Raw genomic sequence first — 26,881 nt, forward strand, 5'->3', positions numbered from 1 at the left:
GTCAAAGATACTCTGGCGGGCAACCAGATTCTTGGCTTATGCGCCGTCTGTTCGCCTGAGATAACCGGTGGCGATCTCGCGCATCCGTTTGGCGTCGAAGTTTGGTCCATGGCCACCATGGCCGATGCTGACAGGCAGATCGAGCAGCCGCTGCATGGTTCGGCGATAGGCTGATCGGTCGGAATCCGGCAGGTCGTCGATCAGCAAGGCGTCGTAGATGGCGTCGCCGGCGAAGAACAGGCCGTCGGCCTCATCGAACAGCGCGATCGAATCCGGCGAATGGCCGGGCAGATGCAGCACCCGGAATTGCCGGTCGCCAAGGTCGACCAGATCGCCCTCGTCAAGCGTCCGCGTCAGCGGCGCCGGCTGGATTCTGTATTCGGCCGCTCTCCAGCCCGGTGCCGGCAGCTTCGAGACGGCGCCGTCGAGATCATGAAACATGTGGGCGTAGGTGACGGCGTCATCCATGCTGTCGAATTGCGCAGCACTCATCCTGGGCCCGGCTCGCAGCGGGAATTCGTGCAGCGAGCCGACATGGTCGAGGTGGATATGGGTGGCGACGACGAGCGGCGGCTTGCCATCAGGCGTGTCGATCTCCGGCGCCAGCGGGCGAATCCCCATGCCGGTGTCGACAAGCAGGTCGACGTCGCGGCCGCGCAGATGCCAGATGTTGGCGCGCACGAAATCATGCACGAACGGCTCGGTCAGCATCGTCGTATCGGCGTCGATGACGGTCTTGCTGAACCAGTCCCGCATCACGAAGATTCCGGCATCAGAAGCGAGCCGGCTCAGACGAACGGCTTTCCGACCTTGTACTTTTCGGGAACCAGCCGCTTCNCGCTTCAGATAGGCCATTCCTGCGTCGGAGAGCTGGTTGGCATCCGGCAGCATGAAATCGTCGGGCATGTGACGGGTCTTGCCGGCAACGTTTTTCAGCGGCACCTTGTTCAGCACGGTTTTCTCGCCGTCATATTGCAGTGCCACCGAGCCGCCGCCCTGTTCGGCGACAGCGACCGCAAAGACGCCGGCATCGAAGGCTTCCTGCGCATCGACGGCGTTGATGGCGCCGACATAGCCGCGCGGCATGTAGCCGAGCGCATCGACGCGTGCCCGCTTGCCCGGCAATCCTTCGGCCAGCGCGCGCTCGAGGGCGGCCGGCAGGTCGCTGCCCGACAGCTTGACGTTGCCATGCGCATCGCGCTCCAGTTTGTCTGGCGGGACAAGACTTTCGACCAGCGCCTTGCCGTCGGCTGTGCTAACGCCTTCGGAGACTGCGACGATGCAGCGCTTGTGGCGATCGAGCGTGGCGCGCACGTCGTCGATAAAGGCTGAAGCCGAGAACGGTCGCTCCGGCACATAAACGAGGTGCGGGCCGCTGTCGGGATCAAGCTGCCATGCGGCGGCGGCGGCGGTGAGGAAACCGGCGTGCCGGCCCATGACGATACCGACATAGATGCCCGGCAGAGCACGGAAATCGAGGTCGACCGAGAGAAAGGCGCCGGCGACGAACTCGGCTGCCGAAATGAAGCCCGGCGTGTGGTCGTTCTCCTCGAGATCATTGTCGATGGTTTTCGGCGCATGGACGAAAGCCATCTTGCCGCCGGCGGCGTCGGTCAGGATCTGCTGCGTGCCGGATGTGTCGTTGCCGCCTATATAGATGAAGGCATCGGCGCCCGCCTTGTTCAGGCCGTTGAGGATGATCTCGCAATAGGCCTCGTCCGGCTTGTCGCGGGTCGAGCCAAGCGCGGCGCTCGGCGTCGCAGCAATCAACCGCAACCGGTCCTCAGGGATAGCCGAAAGATCGACATAGTTGCCGTCGCGGATGCCGCGCACCCCATGGATGGAGCCCAACACCTTGGCGCCGGGATACCGCCTGCGGATCTCGAGTGTGGCGCCCACCACCGTCTGGTTGATGACGGCGGTCGGGCCGCCGCCTTGTGCGATGACAAAAGTTCCGGACATGCTTCACGTCTCCCGAGCAGTGACTTTGCAGGGCACATTCGCCTGTCTTGCGAGATCGCGCAACGGGAGAGTCGAGCGGCCGCGTCAGCCGCCTCGAGTTCAGACGATGACCGGGAGGGTCAGACGACGACGACCGGGTTCTTCCTGGAGACGCGGCTGTAGAGGTCGATGATGTCCTGGTTGATCAGGCGAACGCAGCCCGACGACATCGCCTGGCCGATGCTCCACCATTCGGGCGAACCGTGGATGCGGTAGCCGGTGTCCTGGCCGTTCTGGTAGATGTACAGCGCACGCGCGCCGAGCGGGTTGTCGAGGCTGCCGGGCTGCCCGGCCTGCCATTTCACCAGTTCCGGCTTGCGGGCGATCATCTCGGCCGGCGGCCTCCAGGTCGGCCATTCCTTGCCGTACTGGATGTTGGCGCGGCCGGACCAGCGGAAGCCATCCTTGCCGATGCCGACGCCGTAACGAATCGCGTCACCGCCGGGCTGCACCAGGTAGAGCAGCCGCTCCTGCGAATGGACGACGATGGTGCCGGGCTGCTCGCCGGTCGGGTCGACGACGATCTGGCGGCGGAACTCCGGCTTGACCTTGAGGTAGGGCACTTCCGGCAGCGTGAAGCCGCCGTCGGTGACGGAGGCATACATCACACCAGGGCTGGTGATGTTCTTGTCGACGCTGATGCTCGGGCGGACAGGGGTGATCGCGCCGGTGGTGACGGCGTCGAGTTGCAGCGCCGACAGGTCGAGCGTCTGGCTGCAGCCGGCGACGCCGAGCAGCGCCAGCGCACCGGCGCCGGACAACATTGCGCGGCGGGAAAGCTGGATTTCGGAAATTTCGATTTCGTCGCCATTGTGCGGCGGCGTCAGACCTTGCGGCAACTCACGCATCTACCCAAACCCTACGCTGTCGGCGGGAAACACGGTCCGGCCGGATAGAGTGCATTTTCACCAATCATGGTTGAAAAAGCGTGAAGAACCGTTGCCGATGTTAACCTAGGGGCATTTTCGATTTTTGCCCTTTACATCTTCGCGAGCCCAAGGATTTATCCTTTTCTTTGAGCTCAAGGAGACGAGCATGTCCTTCGAAAACTGGGCTGCCTTTGCCGCCGCCTCGACGATCCTTCTTGTAATTCCCGGCCCGACCATCCTTCTGGTCGTGTCCTATGCGCTCGGCCAGGGCTGGCGCACCGCGCTGCCGATGGCGGTTGGCGTGGCGTTTGGCGATTTTACCGCGATGACGCTGTCGATGCTTGGCATCGGCGCGCTGCTGGCGGCGTCGGCCACCGTGTTCACGGTGCTGAAGGTGGTCGGCGCCGGCTATCTGATCTATCTCGGCATAAAGCTGTTTCGCGCCGGTGGCACGCTCAAGGCCGAGCCGCGCCTGGATGCGGTGTCCTCGGCCAAGATGACGGCGCATGCCTGGCTGGTCACCGCGCTCAATCCGAAAAGCATCACCTTCTTCGTCGCCTTCCTGCCGCAGTTCCTCGACCGGCATGCCGATTTCTGGACGCAGATGCTGATCTTCGAGACGACTTTCCTGGCGCTCGCCTTCGCCAATGCCTTCGGTTACGCGCTGATCGCCGCAAGGGCACGCAACGTCGTTCGCAACCCGAAGGCGATCCGCATCTTCAATCGCACCGGCGGCACGCTGCTGGTCGGCGCCGGTATCGCCACAGTGGCGATGCGCTCGGGCAATTGAGGACATGACGTGGCAGTCAGGGACGCATTCGGGCTGACGTTTTCGGGCGCGACTGAGGCCGGGTTCTCGTCTTACAGCCAGGCCGTGCGCGAACTGCAATGCTTCATCGGCGATCCGGTCGGCTCGGTCGATCGCGCCATCGCCGAGGATCCCGGCTTCGTCATGGCGCATGTGTTCAAGGGCTATCTCTTCGGCCTCGCCACCGAGCGCGAGGCGGCAGCCGTGGCCAGGACATGCCACGAGGCGGCACTGCCGCTTGCCGCCACGCCGCGCGAGCAGGCGCATGTCGCAGCACTTGGCCATCTTGCCGCAGGATGCTGGCATGAAGCCGCTCGTCTGCTCGAGAATATCGCCATCGAGTTTCCGCTCGATGCGCTGGCGCTGCAGACCGGGCACCAGATCGATTTCTTCACCGGCAATGCCCGCATGCTGCGCGACCGCATCGGCCGCGCGCTGCCGTCGTGGCAGAGCGGCATGCCGGGCTACCACGCCGTACTCGGCATGCAGGCCTTCGGGCTGGAGGAAATGGGCGACTATGCGCGCGCCGAAAAGCTTGGCCGCATGGCAGTCGACATCGAGCCGCGCGACGGCTGGGCGCAGCACGCCGTCGCCCATGTCATGGAAATGCAGAGCCGGCAAAGGGACGGCATCGCTTGGATGCGCGCCAACCCCGACGCGTGGACGCGTGAAAGCTTCCTGAAAGTGCATAATTGGTGGCATCTGGCGCTGTTCCACTACGATCTCGGCGAAACCGACGAGGCGTTGGCGCTCTATGACGGCCCAATCTACGGCGAACGCTCGACGCTGGCGCTCAACATGGTCGATGCTTCGGCGATCCTGTGGCGGCTGCATCTCGGCGGCGTCGATGTCGGCGGCCGCTGGGCGGCGCTCGCCGCCAACTGGGCGAAGGCCAGCGCCGGCAACTATGCCTTCAACGATGCCCACGCAATGATGGCCCTCGTCGGCGCCGGCCAAGAGACGCCGGCTCGCACCTTGCTCGAGGCGCAGCACGAGGCCATGCACGCCAACGACGACAACGCCGCCTTTACCCGGGATGTCGGCCATCCCGTGACGCTCGCCATCAAGGCGTTCGGCGAAGGCAATTATGCCGAGACGGTCCGCCTGATCCGGCCCATCCGGGCGATCGCCCACCGCTTCGGCGGCAGTCATGCACAACGCGACGTCGTCGACCTGACGCTGATCGAGGCAGCGCTGCGGTCGGGCGACCGTGCATTGGCAAGGGCACTTGCCGCGGAACGCGCGCTGGCGCGGCCCGACAGCCCGCTGTCGGCGCTGCTTTCGCGGCGGGCTGCCGATTTGTCGGAGAATTGACCGGAGGCGGATCTTGTCTTAAAAACTGCCAAGGCAGATTTTTTCGAGATCCGAAAAAATTAATGACAATGGGAGGACACCATGTATCTCGGCCTCGATCTGGGCACGTCGGGCGTCAAGGCGCTGTTGATCGATGCCGGGCAGAGCATCATCGGCTCCGGCCACGCGTCACTCGACGTGTCTCGGCCGCACCCCGGCTGGTCGGAGCAGAACCCCGCCGAGTGGATCCGCGCCTGCGAGGGAGCGATCGCCGAGCTCAAGGTTTCTCATCCAGAACAGCTCGCCGCCGTCAAAGGAATCGGCCTCTCCGGCCAGATGCATGGCGCTACATTGCTCGATGCCGGCGACCAGGTGCTGCGCCCCTGCATCCTGTGGAACGACACGCGCAGCCATGCCGAGGCCGCCAAGCTCGACGCCGACCCGCGCTTTCGCGAGCTGACCGGCAACATCGTGTTTCCCGGTTTCACCGCGCCAAAGCTGGTCTGGGTGAGAAACAATGAGCCGGATATTTTCGCCAAACTGGCAAAGGTCTTGCTGCCAAAGGATTTTCTGCGGCTCTGGCTCACCGGCGAGCATATTTCGGAGATGTCGGACTCGGCCGGCACGTCCTGGCTCGATGTCGGCAAGCGAGGCTGGTCATCCGACCTGCTTTCCGCCACGTCGCTCGACGAGAAGCAGATGCCGTCACTGGTCGAAGGCACTGAGAAGGCTGGCGCGTTGCGCAGCGAACTGGCCTCGAAATGGGGGATGCAGGCGGGCATCCCGATCGCTGGTGGCGCCGGCGACAATGCGGCGTCGGCTTGCGGCATGGGCACGGTCGCCGCCGGCCAGGCCTTTGTCTCGCTTGGCACGTCAGGCGTGCTGTTTGCCGCCAATGCGTCCTATCTGCCCAACCCGGAAAGCGCGGTGCACACATTCTGCCACGCGTTGCCCGACACCTGGCACCAGATGGGCGTCATCCTGTCGGCAACCGATTCGCTCAACTGGCTGTCCGAGATTTCAGGCAAAGGCGCCGGCGAGCTGACCGCCGAGCTCGGCGATACGCTGAAGGCGCCGACCGGCGTGTCCTTCCTGCCCTATCTCTCGGGCGAGCGCACCCCGCACAATGATGCGGCCATTCGCGGCTCGTTTACCGGGCTTGCGCATGAATCGAGCCGCGCCGTGTTGACCCAGGCCGTGCTGGAGGGCGTGGCTTTCGCCTTCCGCGACAGTCTCGAAGCCCTGGCCAAAGCCGGCACGACGCTGACGCGGGTGACGGCGATCGGCGGCGGCTCGCGCTCGCACTACTGGCTAAAGGCAATCGCCACCGCGCTCGGCCAGCCCGTCGACATTCCCGCCGACGGCGATTTCGGCGCCGCCTTCGGTGCAGCGAGGCTTGGCCTGATCGCGGCGACGGGCGCCGATCCGCTCAGAGTGTGCACGGCGCCGGCCACCGATGCCACAATCGAGCCGGTCGCCGCGCTAAGCAACGCCTATGCGGATGCCTATCAGCGCTACCGCTTGCTTTACCCGGCTATCAAGGCGGCCACGGCGTGAGTGGTTTCCCACCCACGCCGCGGCCCGAGATCACCTCACTGTGCCGGGACCTTGTCGAGAAAGCCGGTGACGCTTTTCAGGCGGCCATTCTCGATGACGCCGATGTCGGTGCCTTCGATGACGGAATCGGTGCCTTCCGGCCCGAGATTCCACGAGAAGCGGATCGTGTCGCCAAACCCGTCCGGCTTGCCCTTCAGCGAGAACCGGAAGCCGGCAAATCGTTTTTGGACACCATCGATCAGTGCGGCGAGGCCATTGTGGCCGTCTCCCTGCATGATCGGATCGCGGTAGCTGACGTCATCGGTGAAGGCCGCCTTGAGCAAGGCTTGCCGGCGCGCGGCATCGCTCTCGTTCCAGGCGGCGATGTAGTTTTCGGCGATCGTGTTGAGGTCGGTCATGGTCTGTCTCCGTGGTTGATTGGCTTTGACATGACCCTTTTCATCCAGCGCCAGCGCGAAACCAATTACGCCTGAGGTAATCAGGACCGAACCCTGCGAGAGGACAGACAGACATGACCAGCGGCTTTTTCGGCGACATCCAGAAGATCAAATACGAGGGGCCGGATTCGACCAATCCGCTGGCCTACCGGTTCTACAATCCCGATGAGGTTGTCGCCGGCAAGCGGCTGGAAGACCATTTGCGCTTTGCCGTCGCCTACTGGCATTCCTTCGCCTGGCCAGGCGGCGATCCGTTCGGCGGCCAGACCTTCGAGCGGCCGTGGTTCGCCGAGGCCGGTGGCACCGACACGATGGAACTGGCCAAGCTCAAGGCCGATGTCGCCTTCGACATGTTTTCGCTGCTGGGTGTTCCCTATTTCTGCTTCCACGATGCCGATGTGCGGCCGGAGGGAAAAGATTTTTCTGAAAGTGCCGCGCGGCTCGACGAGATATCAGACTATTTTGCGGCGAAGATGAAGAAGACCGGGGTCAAGCTGCTTTGGGGCACGGCCAACCTGTTCTCCAATCGCCGCTTCATGGCGGGAGCCGCCACCAATCCCGACCCGGACGTCTTTGCCTATGCGGCAGCGACGGTCAAACACTGCATCGACGTCACCAAGCGGCTGAAGGGCGAGAATTATGTGCTGTGGGGCGGCCGCGAGGGCTATGAGACGCTGCTCAACACCGACCTTGCCCGCGAACAGGAACAGGCCGGCCGCTTCCTCAACCTGGTCGTCGACTACAAGCACCGGATCGGCTTCAAGGGCACCATCCTGATCGAGCCGAAGCCGCAGGAGCCGACAAAGCACCAGTACGACTATGACGTCGCCACGGTCTACGGCTTCCTGAAGCGCTTCGGGCTGGAGAAGGAGGTCAAACTCAACATCGAGCAGGGCCATGCGATCCTGGCCGGCCATTCCTTCGAGCATGAACTGGCGCTGGCCAATGCGCTCGGCATCTTCGGCTCGATCGACATGAACCGCAACGACTACCAGTCGGGCTGGGACACCGACCAGTTCCCCAACAACGTGCCGGAGATGGCATTGGCCTATTATCAGGTCCTGCAGGCCGGTGGCTTCAAGACCGGCGGCACCAATTTCGACGCCAAGCTTCGGCGACAGTCGCTCGATCCGCAGGATCTGCTGATTGGCCATATCGGCGGCATGGATTGCTGTGCACGCGGCCTCAAGGCCGCCGCTCGCATGGTCGGGGACAAGGCGCTGTCGGGACCGTTGGCCGAGCGCTATGCCGGCTGGAACTCGGCCGAGGCCAAGGCGATGCTTGCCGGCAAGCGGACGCTGGAGGAGATCACCGAGCGCGTCGTCAAGAAGAAGATCGAGCCGCAGCCGAAATCCGGCCGCCAGGAACTGCTCGAGAATATCGTCAACCGATACGTCTGAGGTGCCGCACCGGCGGGTCTGTTGACCGACCCGCCGGCCCGGAACAGCTTTGCGCGAGGGCGGAACCGACGACAAGGTTTTGCCTCGCACCGCCCCTCAATCGGCTCGCTCTTGCCTTCAAACAGCCGTCACGAATCTTGTATATGTGGTTCGTGGCGGGAACAGAAAGAAGGAGGCGAACCGATATGCAGCACGAACGCGAAATCGACGCCCTGCTCTCATCTGGCGAGGGATCGATCATCGACCGGCTGATGGCGCTGCCGCATCCGAAGGATGGCGCGCGCGGTGCAAACGAATGGGACCGCGCGGTCGCCAGCCGCTTCGAGACCCACCTTGCGAGACAGATGCGCTCGCAGATCGACGGCAAAAGCGACCGCCAGGACGCTGCCTGATCCCGACTATCTCCTGCGCAGCCTGACCGGCGCTTCGCCGAAAGCTCTTGAGAACGCCCTGGAAAATGCCGCGGCGGACGAGAACCCCGTTCGCCCGGCAATATCGGCCATGGCCACGCGCGTGTCGACCACCAGCCGGCGCGCTGCACCCAGCCGCAGCCTGAGATAATAGGCGCCCGGCGTCTCGCCGATCGACTTGCGAAAGATGCTTTCCAGCGTACGTGCCGTCACCCCGGCACGCTTTGCCACCGCGGCGATGGTCAAGGGCTGGTCGACGTGGGCTTCCATCAGCCGGATGGCTTGCGCAAGCCGCGGATCGTAGCCGTCGAGGCGGCCGAGCGAGACCAAAGGCTGCGCGTCGGTCGCGGCGCGTGCCTGGTCGTAGATGAAGACGCTTGCCACATCGAGCGCGACCGCCATGCCGAGCCGCGTGCGGATTAGATGCAGCATCAGGTCGAAGGTCGGCGAAGCGCCACCGGAGGTGAAGACCGGCCCGTCGATGACATAGCGGTCGGGGCGAACGTCGACCTCGGGAAAGGCCGAGGAGAAATCCTCCATGTCCTCCCAATGGGTGGTGGCGCTGCGCCCTTCCAGCAGACCGGCGCGGGCGACCAGCCAGGTACCGGCTTCGACGCCGCCGCAGGCGCGTGCGGCGCGCCCCGCTCGGCGCAGGCCGGCAAGCAGGGCCGACGTGGCATAGTTCTGCGTGCCGAAACCGGCGACGACGACAAGCACATCCGTCGTATCCGCCGCATCGAAGCGGCCGCTGACCGCAACCGGCAGGCCGCATGTGGTGACCGGCGCTTCGCCGGTCACCGAAACCAGCCTAAAATCGAACAGCGTCTCGCCGGCAATACGGTTGGCGGCGCGCAGCGGATCGACGGCCGAGGCCACGCACATGATCGACGACCCGGAAAACACCAGCAGCGTCACCTTGAGCGGCAACCGTTCGGCGCGAAAGATCGACGACTTTTCGTTTTTCATCATACGCACTTCGTAAAATGCAAAACAGTTTCCGGCAAGTCAGGCATTGTTGCCATCTGTTCGATTGGGTCCATGTTTGATCGGGACCATCTGTGCTGATTGGGAGAAAAGTCGATGCCGCTTGCGATGAACCGTGAGGTCTTCATTACCTGTGCCATAACCGGGTCCGGCAGCTCGCAAGACCGCAGCCCGCATGTGCCGCGCTCGCCCAAGCAGATCGCCGATTCGGCCATCGACGCGGCAAAGGCGGGTGCGGCGATCGTCCACTGCCATGTGCGCGACCCCGAAACCGGCAGGCCGCGCCGCGACGTGCAGCTTTATCGCGAAGTGACCGAGCGCATCCGTGCGGCAGACGTCGACGTGGTGCTGAACCTGACCGCCGGCATGGGCGGCGACATGGTGTTCGGCTCGCCGGAAAACCCGCTGCCGCTGAACGAGAAAGCCACCGATATGGGCGGCGCCACCAACCGCGTGGAACATGTGCGCCAGTGCCTGCCGGAGATATGCACGCTCGACTGCGGCACCATGAATTTCGCCGAGGCCGACTATGTCATGACCAACACGCCAGGCATGCTGCGCGCCATGGGCGGCATGATGACGGCGCTTGGCGTCAAGCCGGAGATCGAGGCCTTCGACACCGGCCATCTGTGGTTTGCCAAGCAACTGGTAGAGGAAAAGGTGCTGGACCCGGATGCTCTCGTGCAATTGTGCATGGGCGTGCCATGGGGCGCGCCGGACGATCTCAACACTTTTATGGCGATGGTCAACAATGTGCCGTCAGGTTGGACCTGGTCGGCGTTCTCCATCGGCCGCAACCAGATGGCCTATGCCGCCGCCGCGGTGCTGGCCGGCGGCAATGTCCGCGTCGGGCTCGAGGACAATCTCTGGCTCGACAAGGGCGTGCTGGCAACCAATGCGCAGCTGGTCGAGCGGGCGGTCAGCATCGTGTCGAACATGGGCGCAAGGGTCATCGGCCCCGATGAAGTGCGCAAGAAGCTCAATTTGACGAAGCGCGCACCGCTTTGAACAAGCAATCGGTAGGGAGGAGCCGCCGATGAAGACCGTGAAATTCACCGCAATGAAGGATGGCGACCGCGACGATTACGCGTTCCTCACCGAGCACGAGATCGACTATGCGGCGAAGACCGGCGAACGGCTGCTTGACGCGCTTGTCCAACTCGACGAAGGCCTGTCCGGCTACAAGATCACCCGGCTCGGCCATTCGCTGCAGGCGGCGACGCGCGCATGGCGCGACGGCGCCGACACCGACTGGATCGTCTGCGCCCTGCTGCACGACATCGGCGACGTCTACGCACCGTACAATCACGACGAATATGCAGCTTCGGTCCTAAAACCTTTCGTGCGCGAGCAGTGCACCTGGGTTGTGGAAAAGCACGGCGACTTCCAGCGCCTCTATTACGCCCACCATCTCGGCGGCAATCCGCATGCGCGCGACCGTTTCGCCGGCCACCTTTATTTCGACGATTGCGACCAGTTCTGTGAGCGCTGGGACCAGTCGAGCTTCGACCCCGACTACGAGACGTTGCCGATCGACTTCTACCGGCCCTTCGTGCTCGAGGTGTTTGCGCGCAGGGCCTATGACCCCACCGTGATCCGCGCCGGCGAGCGCGTGCCTCTCATCGACCTGGAAAAAGCCAGGACAAGAACCGGAGCCTCCGCATGAGCATCATCACCAAGGCAGCTGTAATCGGCGGCGGCGTCATCGGCGCCGGCTGGGTGGCGCGACTGCTCTTGAACGGCATCGACGTGTCGATTTTCGATCCCGACCCCGAAGCCGCGCGCAAGGTCGGCGAAGTGATGAAAGGCGCGCGCCGCGCCTACAAGCAGATGCTGCCCGACGGCCTGCCAAAAGAAGGCAAATTGACCTTTGCCAAGACCATTGCCGACGCCGTCGCCGATGCCGATTTCATCCAGGAAAGCGTGCCGGAACGGCTCGACCTGAAACACCGCGTGCTGGCCGAGATCGACCTCTATGCGCCGGCCAATGCCATCGTCGGCTCCTCGACCTCCGGCATCAAGCCGACCGACATGCAGGTGGCGATGAAGAAGCATCCGGAACGGCTGGTCGTCGGCCATCCATTCAACCCGGTCTATTTGCTTCCGCTGGTCGAGATCGTCGGCGGCGAGCAGACCTTTCCCGAGGCGATCGAGGTCGCCAAGGAGATGTACGCCTCGATCGGCATGAAACCGGTGGTGATCCGCAAGGAGATCGAGGCGTTCGTCGGCGACCGCCTGCTGGAGGCGGCATGGCGCGAGGCGCTGTGGCTGATCAAGGACGGCATCTGCACGGTCGAGGAACTCGACGACATCATGCGCTATGGCTTCGGCCTGCGCTGGGCGCAGATGGGCATGTTCCAGGTCTACCGCGTCGCCGGCGGCGAGGCCGGCATGCGCCATTTCATGGCGCAGTTCGGGCCGTGCCTGAAATGGCCGTGGACCAAGCTGATGGATGTGCCGGAGTTCAACGACGAACTGGTCGACCTGATCGCCACGCAGTCGGACGATCAGGCGGATGGCCTGTCGATCCGCGAGCTCGAAAAGATCCGCGACGACAATCTGGTCGCCATCATGGATGCGCTCTCGAAGCAGAACAAAGGCAGGGGCTGGGGCGCCGGCGCTTTGCACAAGGACTATACCAAGCAGCTCGCCAAGCTTGCGGCGAAGAAGCCCACCGCCTCCAAGGCGGCCGAGAAGGCCAAGGCCGAAAAGCCGAAGAAAAAGAAGAAAGGCTGAGACCATGGATTTTGGCCTCTCCGAGGAACAGAAACTGATCGTCGAGACGACGCGCGCCTTCGTCGAGAACGAGCTTTACCCGCATGAGCGCGAGGTCGAGCGCACCGGCGTGCTGCGCCGCGAGCTGATCGAGGAGATCAAGGCCAAGGCGATCGAAGCCGGGCTCTATGCCGCCAACATGCCTGCGGAGGTCGGTGGCGCCGGCCTCGATACGGTGACCTGGCTGCTTTACGAGAAGGAACTCGGCCGCGCCAATTACGCACTGCACTGGACCTGCGTGGCGCGGCCATCCAACATCCTCTTGGCCGGCACGCCGGAGCAGCGCGAAAAGTATCTCTATCCCTGCATTCGCGGCGAGAAATGGGATTGCCTGGCGATGACCGAGCCGGGTGCCGGCTCCGATCTGCGCGGCATGAAGGCGACCGCGGTTCAGGACGGCGACGACTGGGTGCTGAACGGCACCAAACACTTCATCAGCCATGCCGATCTTGCCGATTTCGCCATCGTCTTTATGGCTTCGGGCGAAGAGGAGACGCCGCGTGGAAAACGCAAGAAGATCACCGCCTTCTTCGTCGACAAGGGCACCAAGGGTTTTACGGTGCGTGACGGCTACCGCAACGTCTCGCACCGCGGTTACACCAACGCCATCCTCGAATTCGACGATTGCCGGCTACCCGGAGCCCAGGTTCTGGGCGAGGTCCACAAGGGTTTCGACGTCGCCAATTCGTGGCTTGGCGCGACCCGCCTGCAGGTCGGCGCGACCTGTCTCGGCCGGGCCGAGCGGGCGCTTGGCCATGCGATCGAATACGCCGCGCAGCGCCAGCAGTTCGGCCAGCAGATCGGCAAGTTCCAAGGCGTTTCATTCAAGCTTGCCGATATGGCGACAGAACTGAAAGCGGCCGACCTGATGGTGTTCGAAGCCGGCTGGAAGTACGATCAGGGCACCGTCACCGATCAGGACATGGCCATGGCCAAGCTGAAGGCCACCGAAATGCTTGCCTTCGTCGCCGACGAGGCGATCCAGATCCATGGCGGCATGGGGCTGATGGACGATCTGCCGCTGGAACGCATCTGGCGCGACGCCCGCGTCGAGCGCATCTGGGAAGGCACGTCGGAAATCCAGCGCCACATCATTTCACGGGCGCTGCTGCGCCCGTTCGGGGGCTGATAAATGCACAAACTTGAGCGCCTCTTGCGCCCGCGAACGATCGCCGTGTTCGGTGGCGCACAGGCCGCCGCCGTCGTCGCGCAGTCGATCAAGATGGGCTTTGCCGGCGAGATCTGGCCGGTGCACCCGACCAAGGACGAAGTCGCCGGCCGCAAGTCCTACCGTTCGGTGGCTGATCTACCCGGCGCCCCGGACGCCGCCTTTGTTGGCGTCAACCGGCATTTGACCATCGAGGTGGTCAAGGCGCTGGCCGAGCGCGGTGCCGGCGGCGCCGTCTGCTTTGCCGCCGGCTTTCTCGAGACCGAGGCTTATGACGAGCATGGCGAGCGATTGCAGGCGGAACTGGTCGCTGCGGCGGGCCAGATGCCGATCATCGGGCCGAACTGCTACGGCCTGATCAATTATGCCGACGGCGCGCTTTTATGGCCCGACCAGCATGGCGGCATCAGGCTGGCAGAGGGTGGCCGCGGGGTCGCCATCATCACCCAGTCGTCGAACATCGCCATCAACATGACGATGCAGAAGCGCGGCCTGCCGATCGCCTTTCTGATGACCGCCGGCAACCAGGCACAGACTGGCCTTTCGGAAATGGCGCTCGGCCTGATCGAGGACGATCGGGTCACTTCGCTCGGCCTGCATATCGAGGCGTTCGATTCGGTAGCCGGCTTCGAAAGGCTGGCCGCGCGGGCGCGAGAGCTGAAGAAACCGATCATCGCCATGAAGGTTGGCCGCTCCGAGCAGGCGCGGCTAGCAACGGTGTCGCATACCGCGTCGCTGGCCGGCTCGGACGCTGCCTCGGGCGCCTTCCTGAAGCGGCTCGGCATCGCCCGCGTCGATTCCATCCCGGCCTTCATCGAGGCGCTGAAGCTGCTGCACGTCACCGGTCCCCTGCCCGGCTACCGGCTGTCGTCGATGAGCTGTTCGGGCGGCGAGGCGTCTGTCATGGCCGACAGCGCCGAAGGCCGCTGGGTGAATTTCCCGGCGCTGACCGACACCCACCGCGCCCACGTCAAATCGACGCTCGGGCCGCTGGTTGCGGTGGCCAACCCGCTCGACTACCACACCTTCATCTGGAACAACGAGCCGGCGATGACCGCCACCTTCACCGCCATGGTGTCGGGCGGCTTCGACCTCAACATGCTGGTGCTCGATTTCCCGCGCCCCGACCGCTGCTCCGACACCGACTGGTGGACGACGCTGCGCGCCTTCGAATCGGCGCTGAAGACCAACAAGGCGCAGGGCGCGATCGTCTCCTCGCTGCCGGAGAACCTGCCCGAGGAATACACCGCCGGGCTGATGGGACGCGGCATGGTGCCGTTGTTCGGCATTTCCGAAGCCATGGACGCCGCCCAGGCGGCCGCCTTCATCGGCTGGGCCTGGCGCGAGCCGCAGGCGCAGCCGATCGACACCTCCGCTTCCGGGGCGCCGGCCGGCGAGCATGTCACGCCTGATGAGGCCGAGGCGAAAGCGCGGCTGATCGAGGCCGGGCTCCCCGTGCCGAGGGGTGAACGCGCCGGCAATGCGGTCGAGGCGGTCATCTCATCGATGGCGCTCGGTTTTCCGGTTGCGCTGAAGGCTTTGGGCGTCACCCACAAATCCGAGCTTGACGCGGTTCGGCTCAACCTCAGGGACGCCGAATCCGTCAGCACGGCCGCCCATGATCTCGATGCGCTCGGCACCGGCCTCTATGTCGAGCGCATGGTGCGCGACGGCGTCGCCGAACTGCTCGTCGGCTTCACCCGTGACCCGATGTTCGGCGCGGTGATGACGCTGGGCACCGGCGGTGTGCTGGTCGAGCTGCTGCGCGACAGCGTCACGCTGATGCTGCCGGCGACCCGCGACGACATCGAGGCGGCATTGCGCCGGCTCAAATTGTTCCCGCTGCTCGAAGGCTATCGCGGCCGGCCCAAGGCCGATCTCGCGGCGGCCATCGAGGCGATATCAGGCATCGCCGCCTTCGTGCAGAAAAATGCCGGCGAGATCGAGGAGCTCGACATCAACCCGCTGATCGTCTGCGCGCAAGGCAAAGGCGCCTGGATCGCCGACGCGCTGCTGGTGCTTGGAGAAAACTAGAATGTCTGACGTCATCACCACCCGCCGCGAGGGCACGATCCTCGAAGTCACGCTCGATCGGCCCAAGGCCAACGCTATCGACCTCAACACCTCGCGGCTGATGGGCGAGACCTTCAAGGCGTTCCGCGACGATCCGGATCTGCGGGTCGCCATCGTCAAGACCGCCGGCGACAAGTTCTTCTGCGCCGGCTGGGACCTGAAAGCCGCGGCCGGCGGCGATGCTGTCGACGGCGACTATGGCGTCGGCGGGTTCGGCGGGCTGCAGGAGCTGCGCGATTTCAACAAGCCGGTCATCGCCTGCGTCAACGGCATGGCGGTCGGCGGCGGCTTCGAGCTGGCGCTGTCTTGCGACCTCATCTACGCGTCGGATCACTCCTCCTTTGCGCTGCCGGAAATTCGCGCCGGCACGCTGGCCGATGCAGCGACGATCAAGCTGCCGAAGCGCATTCCCTATCATGTCGCCATGGACCTTTTGTTCACCGGCCGCTGGATGGATGTCGCCGAAGCGCATCGCTGGGGTCTGGTCAACGAGGTTCTGCCCAAGGAGAAGCTCGAGGATCGCGTCTGGGAGATCGCACGACTGCTCGCCGGCGGTCCGCCGCTGGTCTTTGCCGCGATCAAGGAGACGGCGCGGGTCGCCGAAGCACTCACCTTCCAGGACGCGATGAACCGGGTGACGCGCCGCCAATTGCCGACGGTTGACGCACTGTACGGCTCGGAGGACAATCTCGAGGGTTTTCGCGCCTTTGCCGAAAAGCGCGACCCAGTGTGGAAGGGGAAGTGAAGGTATTGTTGAAATGACGGCACTCCGTCACACCCCCCTCTGGCCTGCCGGCCATCTCCCCCTCAAGGGGGGAGATCGGATGTCGCTTCGATTTTCGCCAATCTCCAACGTTGCAAGATGGGCTGCAAGGCCGAAGCTGCCAATCTCCCCCCTTGAGGGGGAGATGCCAAATTCTGTCAAACAGGGCAGGCCAGAGGGGGGTGTCCAGGCGAATTCGTTGCGATCCGGTCAGCGTCCATGACCGACTACAAAAAACTGATCGACGCCGAGACCTGGGCCTTCATCGAGCGGACCAATTCCTACTATCCGCCTGATGCGATCGACTACACGATCGATCAGCAGCGCGACATCTACGACCGCATGTGCCGTGAATTCTCTGCCGGCCACCCAGACAACGTTACGGCGGAGACCACCGCCATTGCCACGCCTTCGCATCCCATCCCGATCCGCATCTACCGCACACCCGCGCCGGAAGCGGCGGCGATGGTGCTTTATTTCCATGGCGGCGGTTATATCCTCGGCGGGCTCGACAGCCATGACGACCTCTGCGCCGAGCTTTGCAGCCGCACCGGCTATGAGCTGGTTTCGGTCGATTACCGGCTGGCGCCGGAACATCTGCATCCGGCCGGCTTCGACGATGCCATCAGCGCCTTCGAATGGGCGGCAACGACCTACAAGCGCCCGATCCTGCTTTGCGGCGACAGCGCCGGCGGCAATCTTGCCGCCGCGGTCAGCCATGCGACGCGCGGCCATGCACGAAGGCCGATCGGCCAGGTGCTGATCTATCCCGGCCTTGGCGGCGACCGCTCGCAAAGCTCTTACGTGACCCATGCCGAGGCGCCGATGCTGACGGTCCGCGACCTCGATTTCTACACGAATATCAGGACCGGCGGCGAAGACCGCACCGGCGATCTCACGCTGTCGCCGCTGGCCGATGCCGATTTTGCCAATCTGCCGCCGACTGTGCTGATCACCGCCCAATGCGACCCGCTGTCGTCAGACGGCGAGGCCTATCGCGACCGCCTCGTCGCGGAGGAGGGTCACGCCTACTGGTTCGAAGAGCCGGGGCTGGTGCATGGCTATCTCAGAGGCCGGCACACGGTCGGTCGTGCGCGCTCGAGCTTTACCCGGATCGTTGACGCGGTATCGGCTCTGGGACGCGGCGAATGGATCTGGTGAGGGTCCTACCCCACTGCCCGCGACGCCGCCCGGCCGGCGCTGCGGCCTGAAAAAATGCAGCCGCCAAGAAACGTCCCTTCCAGCGCCGCATAGCCATGCATGCCGCCGCCGCCGAAACCGGCGGCTTCGCCAACCGCGTACAATCCTTCGACCGGTTGGCCATCGGTACCCAGGACGCAGCTGTCGAGATCGGTCTGCAAACCGCCCAGCGTCTTGCGGGTCAGGATGTTGAGCCTGACCGCGATCAGCGGCCCATTGGCAGGGTCGAGCATCTTGTGCGGCTTGGCCGTGCGGATCAGCCGGTCGCCGAGATAGGCTCGGGCGCCGCGCAAGGCGGTGATCTGCATATCCTTGGAGAACGGATTGTCGAGCTGCCGGTCACGGGCGCGGATTTCGTGCTTGACCTGCGCCAGTTCGAGCAGCGGCTCGCCGCCGACAAGCGCGTTCATGCGGGCGACCAGCGCCGGCAAATCAGGCTCGACGATGAAATCCTCGCCCTTCTCCATGAACGCCTTTACCGGACCGGGAACGCCCGATGTGGCGCGGCCAAGCACTTGGCGCCAGCTTTTTCCGGTGAGGTCGGGGTTCTGCTCGGAGCCCGACAGCGCGAACTCCTTCTGGATGATCTTTTTGGTCAGGATGAACCAGGAATAATCGAAGCCGGTGCTCATGATGTGGCTGAGCGTGCCCAGCGTGTCGAAGCCGGGATAGAGCGGCACCGGCAGGCGCTTGCCGCGGGCGTCGAGCCACAGCGACGACGGGCCGGGCAGGATGCGGATTGCATGGTCGGTCCAGAGCGGCGCCCAGTTCCTGATGCCTTCGACATAGTGCCACATGCGGTCGCGGTTGATGATGCTGCCGCCGGCCTGTTCGGTGATCGCCAGCATGCGGCCGTCGACATGGTCGGGAACGCCAGAGATCATGCACTTGGGCGGCGTGCCGAGCCGCTGCGGCCAGTTTTTGCGGACAAGCTCGGGATTGCCGCCGATGCCGCCGGAGGCGACGATGACCGCTTGCGCCTTGAGCTCGAATCGCCGGCGATATCGCGCGAACTCCTGCGGCCGCGCTCGACATCGCTCGGCTCAAGCATGTCGCCGCGCACGCCATTCACGGCGGCGCCTGTCTGCGTCAGTTCGTTGACCCGGTGGCGGAATTTGAATCGGATCAGCCCGCTATTCTCGGCCTCGCGCACGCGCCGTACGAACGGGTCGAGCACGCCCGGCCCGGTGCCCCAGGTGACGTGAAAGCGCGGCACCGAATTGCCGTGGCCGACGGCGTTGCCGCCGCCGCGCTCGGCCCAGCCGACGATTGGGAAGAACTTCATGCCGCGCTGCGTCAGCCAGGAGCGCTTCTCGCCGGCGGCGAAGCCGACATAGGCCTCGGCCCAGCGGCGCGGCCAAAAATCTTCCGCACGGTCGAAGGCGGCGGTGCCAAGCCAGTCCTCGAGCGCCCGATCATGCGAATCGCGGATGCGCATGCGCCGCTGCTCGGGCGAATGGACGAGGAAGATGCCGCCAAGCGACCAGAACGCCTGGCCCCCGAGCGACTGTTCAGGCTCCTGGTCGACAACGATGGTCTTCTTGCCGGCCTCGGCCAGCTCGGCCGCCGCGACGAGCCCGGCAAGGCCGGCGCCGACAATGATCACATCCGCATCGTCAGCCACCTTCTCCCCCCGGCTCTCCTCCCCGGCTGACGATTGTCAGACCGTCTCCCAGCCTTCCTTCTCGCCGGCGCGGAAGATGGCGTCGATGACCTTCTGGTTGAGCACGGACTCTTCCAGCGTGAAGACGCGGTCGGTGCCGCCCTGTGCCGCCCGCGCGAAGGCCTCGACCTCCAGCCGGTATTGCTGCATGCCGGGGAAGCGGAACACTTGCGCATCGCTGTGGTTCTGGTTGTGCAGCTCGATGCGATGGTGGTCGTAGATGCCGGCGTTGAACGGCGAAAGCACCTCGATGAAGCCCTTCTCGCCGTGGAACACCATCACCTGCCGCGCCGCCATCTGCGTCGACAGATAGAACGACAATTCGAAGTCGCCGAAATCGGCGCGGATCGAGGAGTAGATGTCGGTGCCGAATGTCTTGTCGCGCTCGATCGTCGCCTGGACGCGCAGCGGCTCCTTGCCCGTCGAAAAGCGCGTCGACACCGTCGGGTAGACGCCGATGTCGGGCAGCGCGCCGCCACCGAGGTCGAGCTGGTTGCGCATGTTATTGGGATCGACATTGTAGTAGGAGAACGCGCCCTGGACATGGCGCAGCCGGCCGATGGCGCCGTTGGCGATCAGCTCGCGCACCTTGACCCATTGCGGGTGGTAGACGACCATGAAGGCTTCGCAGACCAGCACGTTTTTCGCGTCGCGCAGCTTGATCAGCGGCGGAATGTCCCTGGCGTCGAGCGCCAGCGGCTTTTCGACCAGAACATGCTTGCCGGCCTCGATCGCCTTGGCGGTCCATTCGACATGCTGGGCGGTCGGCAGCGGGATGTAGACGCCGTCGACATCCCTGGATGCGAGCAGCTCGTCATAGGAGCCGAAGGCATGGGGGGCGCCGAACCGATCGGCCAGGGCACGGGCTTTCGACAGGTCGCGGCTGGCGATCGCCGACAGCACGCCGTTCTCCGCCTCGACCATTGCAGGCAAAAGATGCTCGCGGCCGATCTTGGCCGTCGACAAAACACCCCATCGGAACATCAGGCTTCTCCCTCTTCAAATTGCAGGCGTGGAGGTTTGCCTGAAATCGGCAAAAAAGCCAATGCGAAGCATGGCAGCGAGCAAGGCGATCGTCTGCGGCTTGTTCGGATGCTGGCGCTGCTCTCCGCAGAGCTTGGGTTCCTCGTCCCCGCAAAGGGGGGCGAGGAAACCAGGTCCTGCAAAGGCTATCCCCTTCTACCTGTATGTGTCATGTCGAAGCCGACGACGCTCCTACAAGCCGGCTTTCTATCTTGAAGAAATCGACAAAGGCTCGCAGCGCCGGCCGCATCTGGCGGCGGCTCGGGTAGTAGGCGAAGAAACCGTCGAAGGGCGGGCACCAGTCTTCCAGCACGCGAATGAGCCGGCCGGTGGCCAACGCCTCGCGGACATAGTCCTCGAACAGGAAGGCAAGCCCAGCGCCGTCGGCCGCCGCATTGGCGATCAGATGGTCCTCGTCGAGGATCAGCGGCCCTTGCACCGCCAGCTCGATCTCCTCGCCGTCCTTCTCGAATTCCCAGCGGTAGAGGATGCCGCTGGAGAAACGGAAGCGGATGCAACGGTGACCGACGAGATCGTGTGGATGGCGCGGCCTGGGCATGGTCGCGAAATAGGATGGCGCGCCGACGACGGCGCCGCGAAGGTTTGGACCGATGCGCACAGCGATCATGTCGCGTTGCAGGCTCTCGCCGAGCCGGACGCCGGCGTCGAAGCCGCCTTCGACCACATCGGTGAAGCGGTCTTCGATGACGATCTCCAGCACGATGTCGGGATAGGCCGATGCAAAGGCACCGAGCCGCGGCGTCAGCGCCAGGTGGGCGGCGGTGCGCGGCACGGTCAGCCGGAGATTGCCAGCCGGCCGGTCGCGCGCCTCGACCGCCGATTCCAGCGCCAGATCGATTTCCGACAGCGCCGGCCTCAGCCGCTCGAGCAGCTGCGCGCCTTCCTCGGTCGGGGCGACGCTGCGCGTGCTGCGCGCCAGGAGCCGCACGCCAAGACGCGCCTCCAGGCTGGAAACCGCATGGCTGACTGCGGAGGGCGCTATGCCGAGCTCCTTGGCCGCACCGCGAAAGCTGCCGCACTGGGCGACGGTTGCCAGCACCGCAAGTTGGGAGAGATGCGTTCGGTTCATTGATCTATTTTTTAGAACAGCCCGTGCGAGTAAGAGCCGATTATAGAACGCGGTGCAAGGCGCTATCTCTGTCGCATCACAACAAGGAGACGCGTGATGCAAACCCGCAAGCTTGGAAATGAACTTGACGTCTATCCGGTCGGCCTCGGCTGCATGGGGATGAGCTTCGGCTATGGCGGCCAGCCGGAGGTAGACGCGATCGCCACACTGCGCCGCGCCGTCGATATCGGCGTCAATTTCTTCGACACGGCCGAGGTCTATGGCCCGTACGAGAATGAGATCCTGCTCGGCAAGGCGCTGAAGCCGGTGCGTGACCAGGTGACGATCGCGACGAAATTCGGTTTCAAAATCCTTGAAGAAGGCAACGGCGTCGAGCGCATGGCGGGTGTCGACAGCCGCCCCGAACACGTCAAGGCGGTGGCCGAAGCGTCACTGAAGCGGCTGGGCACCGAGGTGATCGACCTGTACTACCAGCATCGCGTCGATCCCAATGTGCCGATCGAGGATACGGTCGGCGCCATGGCCGAGCTGGTGCGCGAGGGCAAGGTGCGCGCGCTCGGCCTGTCGGAGGCGAGTGCCGCGACCATTCGCCGGGCGCATGCGGTGCATCCGATATCAGGCGTGCAGAGCGAATATTCGCTGTGGAGCCGCGATCCGGAGGAAGAGGTGTTCGCCGTCTGCCGCGAACTCGGCATCGGCTTTGTCCCCTACAGCCCGCTCGGCCGCGGCCTGCTGACCGGAACGATCGCCAAGCCAGAGGTGCTCGGTGCCGATGACTGGCGGCGTGGACTACCGCGCTTCCAGGCCGACGCCATGGCCGCCAATGCGGCCGTTGTCGCGACGCTGGAGACAATGGCGGCGGGCAAAGGTGTGACGCCGGCGCAGCTGGCGCTCGCCTGGGTGCTGCATCAGGGCGATTTCATCGTGCCGATTCCCGGTGCGCGAAAAATCCGCCATCTCGAGCAGAATGCGGCAGCAGCACAGATTGCGCTGAGCCAGGCGGAAGTGGCGGCCATTGGCGACGCCCTGTCGCCGGAGAAGGTCGTCGGCAAGCGCTACACCGAAGAAATGCTGGCGCTGGTCAATGGATGAACGGTGATCTACGGAGTAATCGAAACGGGGCGTTTCGATGCGCCTTTTTCGAGCCCCGCGCAACAATTGCGAGACGTGGGCACGAGACACGCCCCTCTGTCCTGCCGGACATCTCCCCCTCAAGTGGGGAGATTGGATCTCTCCCACTTTCGCCAACTGCCAACGCCGTAAGATGGCGGGACGGCGAAACAGCCACTCTCACCCCTGTCGGAGGAGATGTCCGACAGGACAGAGAGGGCGCTGTCCCGCCAACTTCTGCGGAGAATACTCGGCTCACCACGGCACGACAGTGATCGCCATGTGCTCGCAGCGTCAGGCTCTGAGCACGCCACCGGTCTGCTTATGCACATTCTCGACGATGCGCTTGGCCAGCGCCTCGAAATCCTCGTCGGTCAGCGTCCTTTCGACCGGCTGGATCGACACTTCAATGGCGATCGATTTCTTGGCTGCGCCGAGTGACGCCCCTTCGAAAACATCGAAGACCGAGACGTTGGTGATCAGCTTCCTGTCGGTGGCAAGGGCTGCGCGGGTCAGCGTGCCGGCTTCGACCGCCTTGTCGACAACGAAGGCGAAATCGCGCTTGACCGCCTGGAAGGCGGACAGTTCCAGTCTCGGTTTTGTCCGCGTCGGCTTGGCCTTCGGCTCGGGCACGGCATCGATGAAAACCTCGAAGCCGCAGAGCGGCCCGGAGACGTCGAGTTCCTCCAGCGTCTTCGGGTGGAACTCGCCGAACGTGCCCAAAATGACCTTGGGCCCGAGCTTGATCGTGCCGGAGCGGCCGGGATGATACCAGGCCGGGCCGCCGGCCTCGATCTGCAGCCGCTCGACCGGCGCACCGCAGGCTTCAAGTGCTGCGATCGCGTCGGCCTTGGCGTCGAACACGCCGACCGGATCGGCATTGCCGGCCCAGTGGCGGCTGGAGCCTTCGAGCTTGGCCGTGCCGCGCCGCACGCCGGCGGCGACGCGCCGCTGCTGGTCGGCCGCGTCACCCTCGTAGGTGCCGGACACTTCGAACAGCGCTACATCGCCGATGCCCTTGTCGGCATTGCGCTGCGCGGCGGCGATCAGGCCTGGCAGCAGCGACGGCCGCATGTCGGACATGTCGGCAGCGATCGGATTGGCGAGCCTGAGTGCGGTCTGGCCGCCGCCGAACAGTTCGGCATGTTTTGTCGGAATGAACGACCAGGTGACCGCCTCCATCATGCCGCGCACCGCCAGCGCCCGCTTGGCGGCGCGGGTGCGGACCTGCAGGACAGTCAGGATCTTGGCGTTGACGGCATCGTGCGCGCCGAGCGGCTGCGGCGCGATGTTGTCGACGCCATGGATGCGCATGACCTCCTCGACGAGGTCGGCCTTGCCGTCGACATCCGGCCGCCAGGACGGCACCGCCACATCGACGACATCGCCCGCGCCGTCCGGCTTGAAGCCGAGGCGCGAAAGAATGGCGAGGCTCTCCTCCATGGGCACCTCTGTGCCGGTCAGCCGCCTCACTTCCGACAGCGGGAAGGAAACGATCTTCGGCGCGTGACCGGCATAGCCGAGGACTTCGGTTTCGGTCGGCGTCCCGCCGCAGAAGTCCAGCACCAGCTTGGTCGCCAGTTCCACGCCGGGCACCATGAATTCCGGATCGACGCCGCGCTCGAACCGGTAGCGCGCATCGCTGATGATGCCGAGCGTGCGGCCGGTGCGGGCCGTGGTGATCGGATCCCACAGCGCCGATTCGATCAGCACGTCGGTGGTGTTCTCGTCGCAGCCGGAATGTTCGCCGCCCATGATGCCGGCGATCGATTCGACGCCGTCCTGGTCTGCTATCACGCACATGTCAGGCGTCAGCGTGTATTCGCGGCCGTCAAGCGCCAGCACCTTTTCACCGTCACGCGCCCGGCGCACGGTAAGATTGCCGGCGACCTTGTTCGCGTCGAACACATGCAGCGGCCGGCCGCGATCGAAGGTGACGAAATTGGTGATATCGACCAGCGCGCTGATCGGCCGAAGCCCAATGGCGATCAGCCGCTGCTGCAGCCATTTCGGCGACGGACCGTTATTCACGCCTTTCACCAATCTCAGGGCGAAGCCGGGGCAGAGCTCCGGGGCTTCGATCGTCACCTTCACTGGGCACATGCCGCTGCCGGCATGCGGCATGATCGCGCCGCCGACGAGGCGGCCGAGCCCGCTCGCCGCCAGATCGCGGGCAATGCCGTAGACGCTGGTCGCGTCCGGACGGTTCGGCGTCAAATTGATCTCTATGACCGGATCGTCGAGATGCGCATAGGCGGCGAAGCTGGTGCCGACCGGCGCATCGGCCGGCAGATCGATGATGCCGTCATGCTCTTCGGAAAGCTCAAGCTCGCGCTCGGAGCACATCATGCCGTGGCTTTCGACGCCCCTGATCTTGCCGACCGTCAGCGTCACGTCGATGCCCGGAATATAGGTGCCGGGTGCTGCAAAGGCGCCTATCAGGCCCGCGCGGGCGTTCGGCGCTCCGCACACAACCTGCACGGGTGCCTTGCCGTCGCCGGTATCGACCGTCAGCACGCGCAACCGATCGGCGTCGGGGTGCTGCACCGCCGCCAGCACCTTGGCGATGACGAAGCGTTTTAGGCTCGATCTGTCGTCGACATGCTCGACTTCGAGGCCGATCGAGGTCAGCCGCTCGACGATCTCGTTGAGCGAGGCGTCGGTCTCGAGGTGGTCCTTGAGCCAGGAGAGGGTGAATTTCATGACTGTGTTCCGTCTGGTCTGGGCACGCTGGTCTTCAGATGTCTCGGCAAGTCATCCGGCATGTGCACGAAGGGAAGCTGCTCGCGCACATGGGCGTGGTGCGTCGGCTTGAAATAGGCCGGCATGTCCATGGCGCCGAGCATGAAATAGATATGGTCGGCCAGCCGCTCATCGACATAGGCGATCGGCGAGCCGCAGATGCCGCAAAAGGAGCGCGTCACCGGCCCGTTCTCGAACATCTTCAGCGCCTTACCCGTGAAGGCGACCTGCTCGGTGATGAAGCCGACGAAGGCCGATACCGGCGCGCCGCTGGCCCGCCGGCAATCGCCGCAATGGCAATAGCTGACATGGTGCGGTTCGGCCGAAGCCTCGAACCGCACGGCGCCGCAGCGGCAGCCGCCGGGGTGGGCCGCTGTCATGTGCTCAAGCCTGCGAAAAGCGTCGGCATGTCGAGCGGCCGGAAGCCGTAATGCGACAGCCAGCGCACATCGGCGTCGAAGAAGGCGCGCAGGTCCGGCATACCGTATTTCAGCATGGCGATGCGATCGATGCCCATGCCCCAGGCAAAGCCCTGATATTCGTCGGGATCGAGCCCGCCATATCTCAGCACATTGGGGTGGACCATGCCGCAACCGAGGATCTCCATCCAGTCGGAGCCTTCGCCGAAGCGCACCTCGCCCGGCCGCGAACGGTCGCACTGGATGTCGACCTCCATGCTGGGTTCGGTGAACGGGAAGAAGCTCGGCCGGAAGCGCATCTTGACCTGGCGTACCTCGAAGAAGGCCTTGCAGAACTCCTCCAGCACCCATTTCATGTTGGCGACGTTGGCTGATCTGTCGATCACCAGCCCTTCGACCTGATGGAACATCGGCGAGTGCGTGGCATCGGAATCCTGGCGGTAGGTTTTTCCGGGAATGACGATGCGGATCGGCGGCTTCTGCATCTCCATGGTGCGGATCTGCACCGGCGAGGTGTGGGTGCGCAAAAGCTTGCGCTCGCCCTTCTCGTCCGGCTGGAAAAAGAAGGTGTCATGCATCTCGCGCGCCGGGTGGCCTTCCGGGAAGTTCAGCGCAGTGAAATTGTAGTAATCGGTCTCGATATCGGGACCTTCGGCGATGGCAAAGCCGAGGTCGCCGAAGATCGCGGCAATCTCGTCGCTGACCTGGCTGATCGGATGGATGCGGCCGCGCTCGGCCGGCGATTGCCGCACCGGCAGTGTGACGTCGACCTTTTCCGCCGCGAGCCGTGCCGCGATCGCTGCGTCCTTGAGTTCGGCGCGGCGCGCGGTAAGCGCCTCGGTGATGCGGTTCTTGAGACCGTTGATCGCCGGGCCTTTTATCTGGCGCTCTTCTGCGCTCATCGAGCCGAGCGTCTTCAGCATTTCGGAGACCGAGCCCTTCTTGCCGAGCGCTGAAATACGCACGGCTTCGATCGCCTGCTCGTCGGCGGCCGACGCAATGTCGCTCATCAGGGAATTTTCGAGAGTTTCCATGTCACTCATGTTTCAGACTCGATTGAAGGCAAAGAAAAACCCGCGCCAGCCCTGCCAGCGCG

General features: G+C 64.4%; 22 protein-coding genes and 2 pseudogenes. 13 read left to right on the top strand and 11 right to left on the bottom strand.

Translation table 11 applies throughout. The features are described from left to right. Positions 1 to 36: 36 nt before the first annotated feature. The 3 genes and pseudogenes from X738_RS46345 to X738_RS46355 all read right to left on the bottom strand — a co-directional run bounded on the left by X738_RS46345 (position 37) and on the right by X738_RS46355 (position 2,849). Positions 37 to 756, bottom strand: a complete 720-nt coding sequence (locus tag X738_RS46345; protein WP_023796860.1) for an MBL fold metallo-hydrolase — start codon at positions 754 to 756, stop codon at positions 37 to 39. 32 nt (positions 757 to 788) lie between these two features. Continuing rightward, a pseudogene (locus X738_RS46350) lies at positions 789 to 1,962 on the bottom strand (diphosphate--fructose-6-phosphate 1-phosphotransferase). A 119-nt stretch (positions 1,963 to 2,081) separates the two neighbouring features. Continuing rightward, entirely contained in the window at positions 2,082 to 2,849 is a 768-nt protein-coding gene (locus tag X738_RS46355; RefSeq protein WP_023796861.1) for a L,D-transpeptidase, read from the bottom strand. Positions 2,850 to 3,036: 187 nt separating this feature from the next. On the opposite strand from X738_RS46355, the gene X738_RS46360 reads away from it, so the two are divergent. The 3 genes from X738_RS46360 to xylB all read left to right on the top strand — a co-directional run bounded on the left by X738_RS46360 (position 3,037) and on the right by xylB (position 6,528). Beyond that, positions 3,037 to 3,660 carry a LysE family translocator gene (locus X738_RS46360; RefSeq protein WP_023796862.1) on the top strand — a complete coding sequence of 208 codons (624 nt, stop codon included), beginning with the start codon at positions 3,037 to 3,039 and terminating at the stop codon, positions 3,658 to 3,660. A gap of 9 nt (positions 3,661 to 3,669) precedes the next feature. After that, complete coding sequence (locus X738_RS46365; protein WP_023796863.1) at positions 3,670 to 4,992, top strand: tetratricopeptide repeat protein; 1,323 nt, start codon at positions 3,670 to 3,672, stop codon at positions 4,990 to 4,992. 81 nt (positions 4,993 to 5,073) lie between these two features. Beyond that, positions 5,074 to 6,528 (top strand): xylulokinase, encoded by a 1,455-nt coding sequence (xylB, locus tag X738_RS46370; RefSeq protein ID WP_023796864.1) that lies wholly within the window; start codon positions 5,074 to 5,076, stop codon positions 6,526 to 6,528. Between the two features lie 35 nt (positions 6,529 to 6,563). On the opposite strand, the gene X738_RS46375 is transcribed toward xylB, so the two are convergent. Next, a complete protein-coding gene (locus X738_RS46375) occupies positions 6,564 to 6,926 on the bottom strand; it encodes a nuclear transport factor 2 family protein (protein ID WP_023796865.1) in 363 nt (120 codons plus the stop codon). A gap of 113 nt (positions 6,927 to 7,039) precedes the next feature. On the opposite strand from X738_RS46375, the gene xylA reads away from it, so the two are divergent. Together xylA and X738_RS46385 are read left to right on the top strand one after the other, a co-directional pair. Then, entirely contained in the window at positions 7,040 to 8,365 is a 1,326-nt protein-coding gene (xylA, locus tag X738_RS46380; RefSeq protein WP_023796866.1) for a xylose isomerase, read from the top strand. A 185-nt stretch (positions 8,366 to 8,550) separates the two neighbouring features. Then, positions 8,551 to 8,757, top strand: coding sequence for a hypothetical protein (locus tag X738_RS46385; protein ID WP_023796867.1), 207 nt, complete (start codon positions 8,551 to 8,553; stop codon positions 8,755 to 8,757). A gap of 6 nt (positions 8,758 to 8,763) precedes the next feature. Here X738_RS46385 and X738_RS46390 read toward each other — a convergent pair whose 3' ends face one another. Further along, positions 8,764 to 9,744: a GlxA family transcriptional regulator gene (locus tag X738_RS46390; RefSeq protein WP_023796868.1), complete on the bottom strand. Its 981-nt coding sequence runs from the start codon at positions 9,742 to 9,744 to the stop codon at positions 8,764 to 8,766. Between the two features lie 111 nt (positions 9,745 to 9,855). Between X738_RS46390 and X738_RS46395 the strand changes: the two genes are divergently transcribed. The 7 genes from X738_RS46395 to X738_RS46425 all read left to right on the top strand — a co-directional run bounded on the left by X738_RS46395 (position 9,856) and on the right by X738_RS46425 (position 17,699). Further along, positions 9,856 to 10,767, top strand: a complete 912-nt coding sequence (locus tag X738_RS46395) for a 3-keto-5-aminohexanoate cleavage protein (protein ID WP_023796869.1) — start codon at positions 9,856 to 9,858, stop codon at positions 10,765 to 10,767. A 28-nt stretch (positions 10,768 to 10,795) separates the two neighbouring features. Next, positions 10,796 to 11,425: an HD domain-containing protein gene (locus tag X738_RS46400; protein ID WP_023796870.1), complete on the top strand. Its 630-nt coding sequence runs from the start codon at positions 10,796 to 10,798 to the stop codon at positions 11,423 to 11,425. Continuing rightward, on the top strand, positions 11,422 to 12,495 hold the full coding sequence (locus X738_RS46405) for a carnitine 3-dehydrogenase (RefSeq protein ID WP_023796871.1): 1,074 nt from the start codon (positions 11,422 to 11,424) through the stop codon (positions 12,493 to 12,495). Before X738_RS46400 ends, X738_RS46405 begins: the two co-directional genes overlap by 4 nt. Before the next feature lie 4 nt (positions 12,496 to 12,499). Continuing rightward, positions 12,500 to 13,663 (top strand): acyl-CoA dehydrogenase family protein, encoded by a 1,164-nt coding sequence (locus X738_RS46410; RefSeq protein ID WP_023796872.1) that lies wholly within the window; start codon positions 12,500 to 12,502, stop codon positions 13,661 to 13,663. Positions 13,664 to 13,666: 3 nt separating this feature from the next. Beyond that, on the top strand, positions 13,667 to 15,736 hold the full coding sequence (locus tag X738_RS46415) for an acetate--CoA ligase family protein (protein ID WP_023796873.1): 2,070 nt from the start codon (positions 13,667 to 13,669) through the stop codon (positions 15,734 to 15,736). 1 nt (position 15,737) lies between these two features. Further along, a complete protein-coding gene (locus tag X738_RS46420; RefSeq protein ID WP_023796874.1) occupies positions 15,738 to 16,520 on the top strand; it encodes a carnitinyl-CoA dehydratase in 783 nt (260 codons plus the stop codon). Positions 16,521 to 16,757: 237 nt separating this feature from the next. Next, positions 16,758 to 17,699 (top strand): alpha/beta hydrolase, encoded by a 942-nt coding sequence (locus X738_RS46425; protein WP_023796875.1) that lies wholly within the window; start codon positions 16,758 to 16,760, stop codon positions 17,697 to 17,699. 5 nt (positions 17,700 to 17,704) lie between these two features. Here X738_RS46425 and X738_RS46430 read toward each other — a convergent pair. From X738_RS46430 to X738_RS46440, 3 genes and pseudogenes are all read right to left on the bottom strand, one after another. After that, positions 17,705 to 19,362 (bottom strand): annotated as a pseudogene (locus X738_RS46430) (FAD-binding dehydrogenase). A 36-nt stretch (positions 19,363 to 19,398) separates the two neighbouring features. After that, on the bottom strand, positions 19,399 to 20,385 hold the full coding sequence (locus X738_RS46435) for a Gfo/Idh/MocA family protein (RefSeq protein ID WP_023796876.1): 987 nt from the start codon (positions 20,383 to 20,385) through the stop codon (positions 19,399 to 19,401). A gap of 208 nt (positions 20,386 to 20,593) precedes the next feature. Further along, positions 20,594 to 21,514 carry a LysR family transcriptional regulator gene (locus X738_RS46440; protein ID WP_023796877.1) on the bottom strand — a complete coding sequence of 307 codons (921 nt, stop codon included), beginning with the start codon at positions 21,512 to 21,514 and terminating at the stop codon, positions 20,594 to 20,596. 96 nt (positions 21,515 to 21,610) lie between these two features. Between X738_RS46440 and X738_RS46445 the strand changes: the two genes are divergently transcribed. Then, entirely contained in the window at positions 21,611 to 22,606 is a 996-nt protein-coding gene (locus tag X738_RS46445; RefSeq protein ID WP_023796878.1) for an aldo/keto reductase, read from the top strand. A gap of 312 nt (positions 22,607 to 22,918) precedes the next feature. On the opposite strand, the gene pheT is transcribed toward X738_RS46445, so the two are convergent. Genes pheT through pheS form a run of 3 tightly spaced genes read right to left on the bottom strand, consistent with a single transcriptional unit; the run spans position 22,919 to position 26,828 of the window. Further along, positions 22,919 to 25,327 (bottom strand): phenylalanine--tRNA ligase subunit beta, encoded by a 2,409-nt coding sequence (gene pheT / locus X738_RS46450; RefSeq protein WP_023796879.1) that lies wholly within the window; start codon positions 25,325 to 25,327, stop codon positions 22,919 to 22,921. Continuing rightward, complete coding sequence (locus tag X738_RS46455) at positions 25,324 to 25,746, bottom strand: GFA family protein (protein ID WP_023796880.1); 423 nt, start codon at positions 25,744 to 25,746, stop codon at positions 25,324 to 25,326. The genes pheT and X738_RS46455 overlap by 4 nt, the downstream gene beginning before the upstream one ends. Then, complete coding sequence (gene pheS / locus X738_RS46460) at positions 25,743 to 26,828, bottom strand: phenylalanine--tRNA ligase subunit alpha (protein WP_023796881.1); 1,086 nt, start codon at positions 26,826 to 26,828, stop codon at positions 25,743 to 25,745. Before pheS ends, X738_RS46455 begins: the two co-directional genes overlap by 4 nt. Positions 26,829 to 26,881 lie beyond the last annotated feature (53 nt).

Source organism: Mesorhizobium sp. L48C026A00 (assembly GCF_000502375.1).
GTDB classification, from domain to species: domain Bacteria; phylum Pseudomonadota; class Alphaproteobacteria; order Rhizobiales; family Rhizobiaceae; genus Mesorhizobium; species Mesorhizobium muleiense.

Coding starts and splice junctions, on each gene's coding strand:
- pheT (WP_023796879.1), bottom strand. CDS start 25,327: ATGAAATTCACCCTCTCCTGGCTCAAGGACCACCTCGAGACCGACGCC.
- X738_RS46445 (WP_023796878.1), top strand. CDS start 21,611: ATGCAAACCCGCAAGCTTGGAAATGAACTTGACGTCTATCCGGTCGGC.
- X738_RS46455 (WP_023796880.1), bottom strand. CDS start 25,746: ATGACAGCGGCCCACCCCGGCGGCTGCCGCTGCGGCGCCGTGCGGTTC.
- X738_RS46355 (WP_023796861.1), bottom strand. CDS start 2,849: ATGCGTGAGTTGCCGCAAGGTCTGACGCCGCCGCACAATGGCGACGAA.
- X738_RS46345 (WP_023796860.1), bottom strand. CDS start 756: ATGCGGGACTGGTTCAGCAAGACCGTCATCGACGCCGATACGACGATG.
- X738_RS46415 (WP_023796873.1), top strand. CDS start 13,667: ATGCACAAACTTGAGCGCCTCTTGCGCCCGCGAACGATCGCCGTGTTC.
- X738_RS46435 (WP_023796876.1), bottom strand. CDS start 20,385: ATGTTCCGATGGGGTGTTTTGTCGACGGCCAAGATCGGCCGCGAGCAT.
- X738_RS46400 (WP_023796870.1), top strand. CDS start 10,796: ATGAAGACCGTGAAATTCACCGCAATGAAGGATGGCGACCGCGACGAT.
- X738_RS46395 (WP_023796869.1), top strand. CDS start 9,856: ATGCCGCTTGCGATGAACCGTGAGGTCTTCATTACCTGTGCCATAACC.
- X738_RS46390 (WP_023796868.1), bottom strand. CDS start 9,744: ATGATGAAAAACGAAAAGTCGTCGATCTTTCGCGCCGAACGGTTGCCG.
- X738_RS46360 (WP_023796862.1), top strand. CDS start 3,037: ATGTCCTTCGAAAACTGGGCTGCCTTTGCCGCCGCCTCGACGATCCTT.
- X738_RS46405 (WP_023796871.1), top strand. CDS start 11,422: ATGAGCATCATCACCAAGGCAGCTGTAATCGGCGGCGGCGTCATCGGC.
- xylA (WP_023796866.1), top strand. CDS start 7,040: ATGACCAGCGGCTTTTTCGGCGACATCCAGAAGATCAAATACGAGGGG.
- xylB (WP_023796864.1), top strand. CDS start 5,074: ATGTATCTCGGCCTCGATCTGGGCACGTCGGGCGTCAAGGCGCTGTTG.
- X738_RS46410 (WP_023796872.1), top strand. CDS start 12,500: ATGGATTTTGGCCTCTCCGAGGAACAGAAACTGATCGTCGAGACGACG.
- X738_RS46375 (WP_023796865.1), bottom strand. CDS start 6,926: ATGACCGACCTCAACACGATCGCCGAAAACTACATCGCCGCCTGGAAC.
- pheS (WP_023796881.1), bottom strand. CDS start 26,828: ATGAGTGACATGGAAACTCTCGAAAATTCCCTGATGAGCGACATTGCG.
- X738_RS46440 (WP_023796877.1), bottom strand. CDS start 21,514: ATGAACCGAACGCATCTCTCCCAACTTGCGGTGCTGGCAACCGTCGCC.
- X738_RS46420 (WP_023796874.1), top strand. CDS start 15,738: ATGTCTGACGTCATCACCACCCGCCGCGAGGGCACGATCCTCGAAGTC.
- X738_RS46385 (WP_023796867.1), top strand. CDS start 8,551: ATGCAGCACGAACGCGAAATCGACGCCCTGCTCTCATCTGGCGAGGGA.
- X738_RS46425 (WP_023796875.1), top strand. CDS start 16,758: ATGACCGACTACAAAAAACTGATCGACGCCGAGACCTGGGCCTTCATC.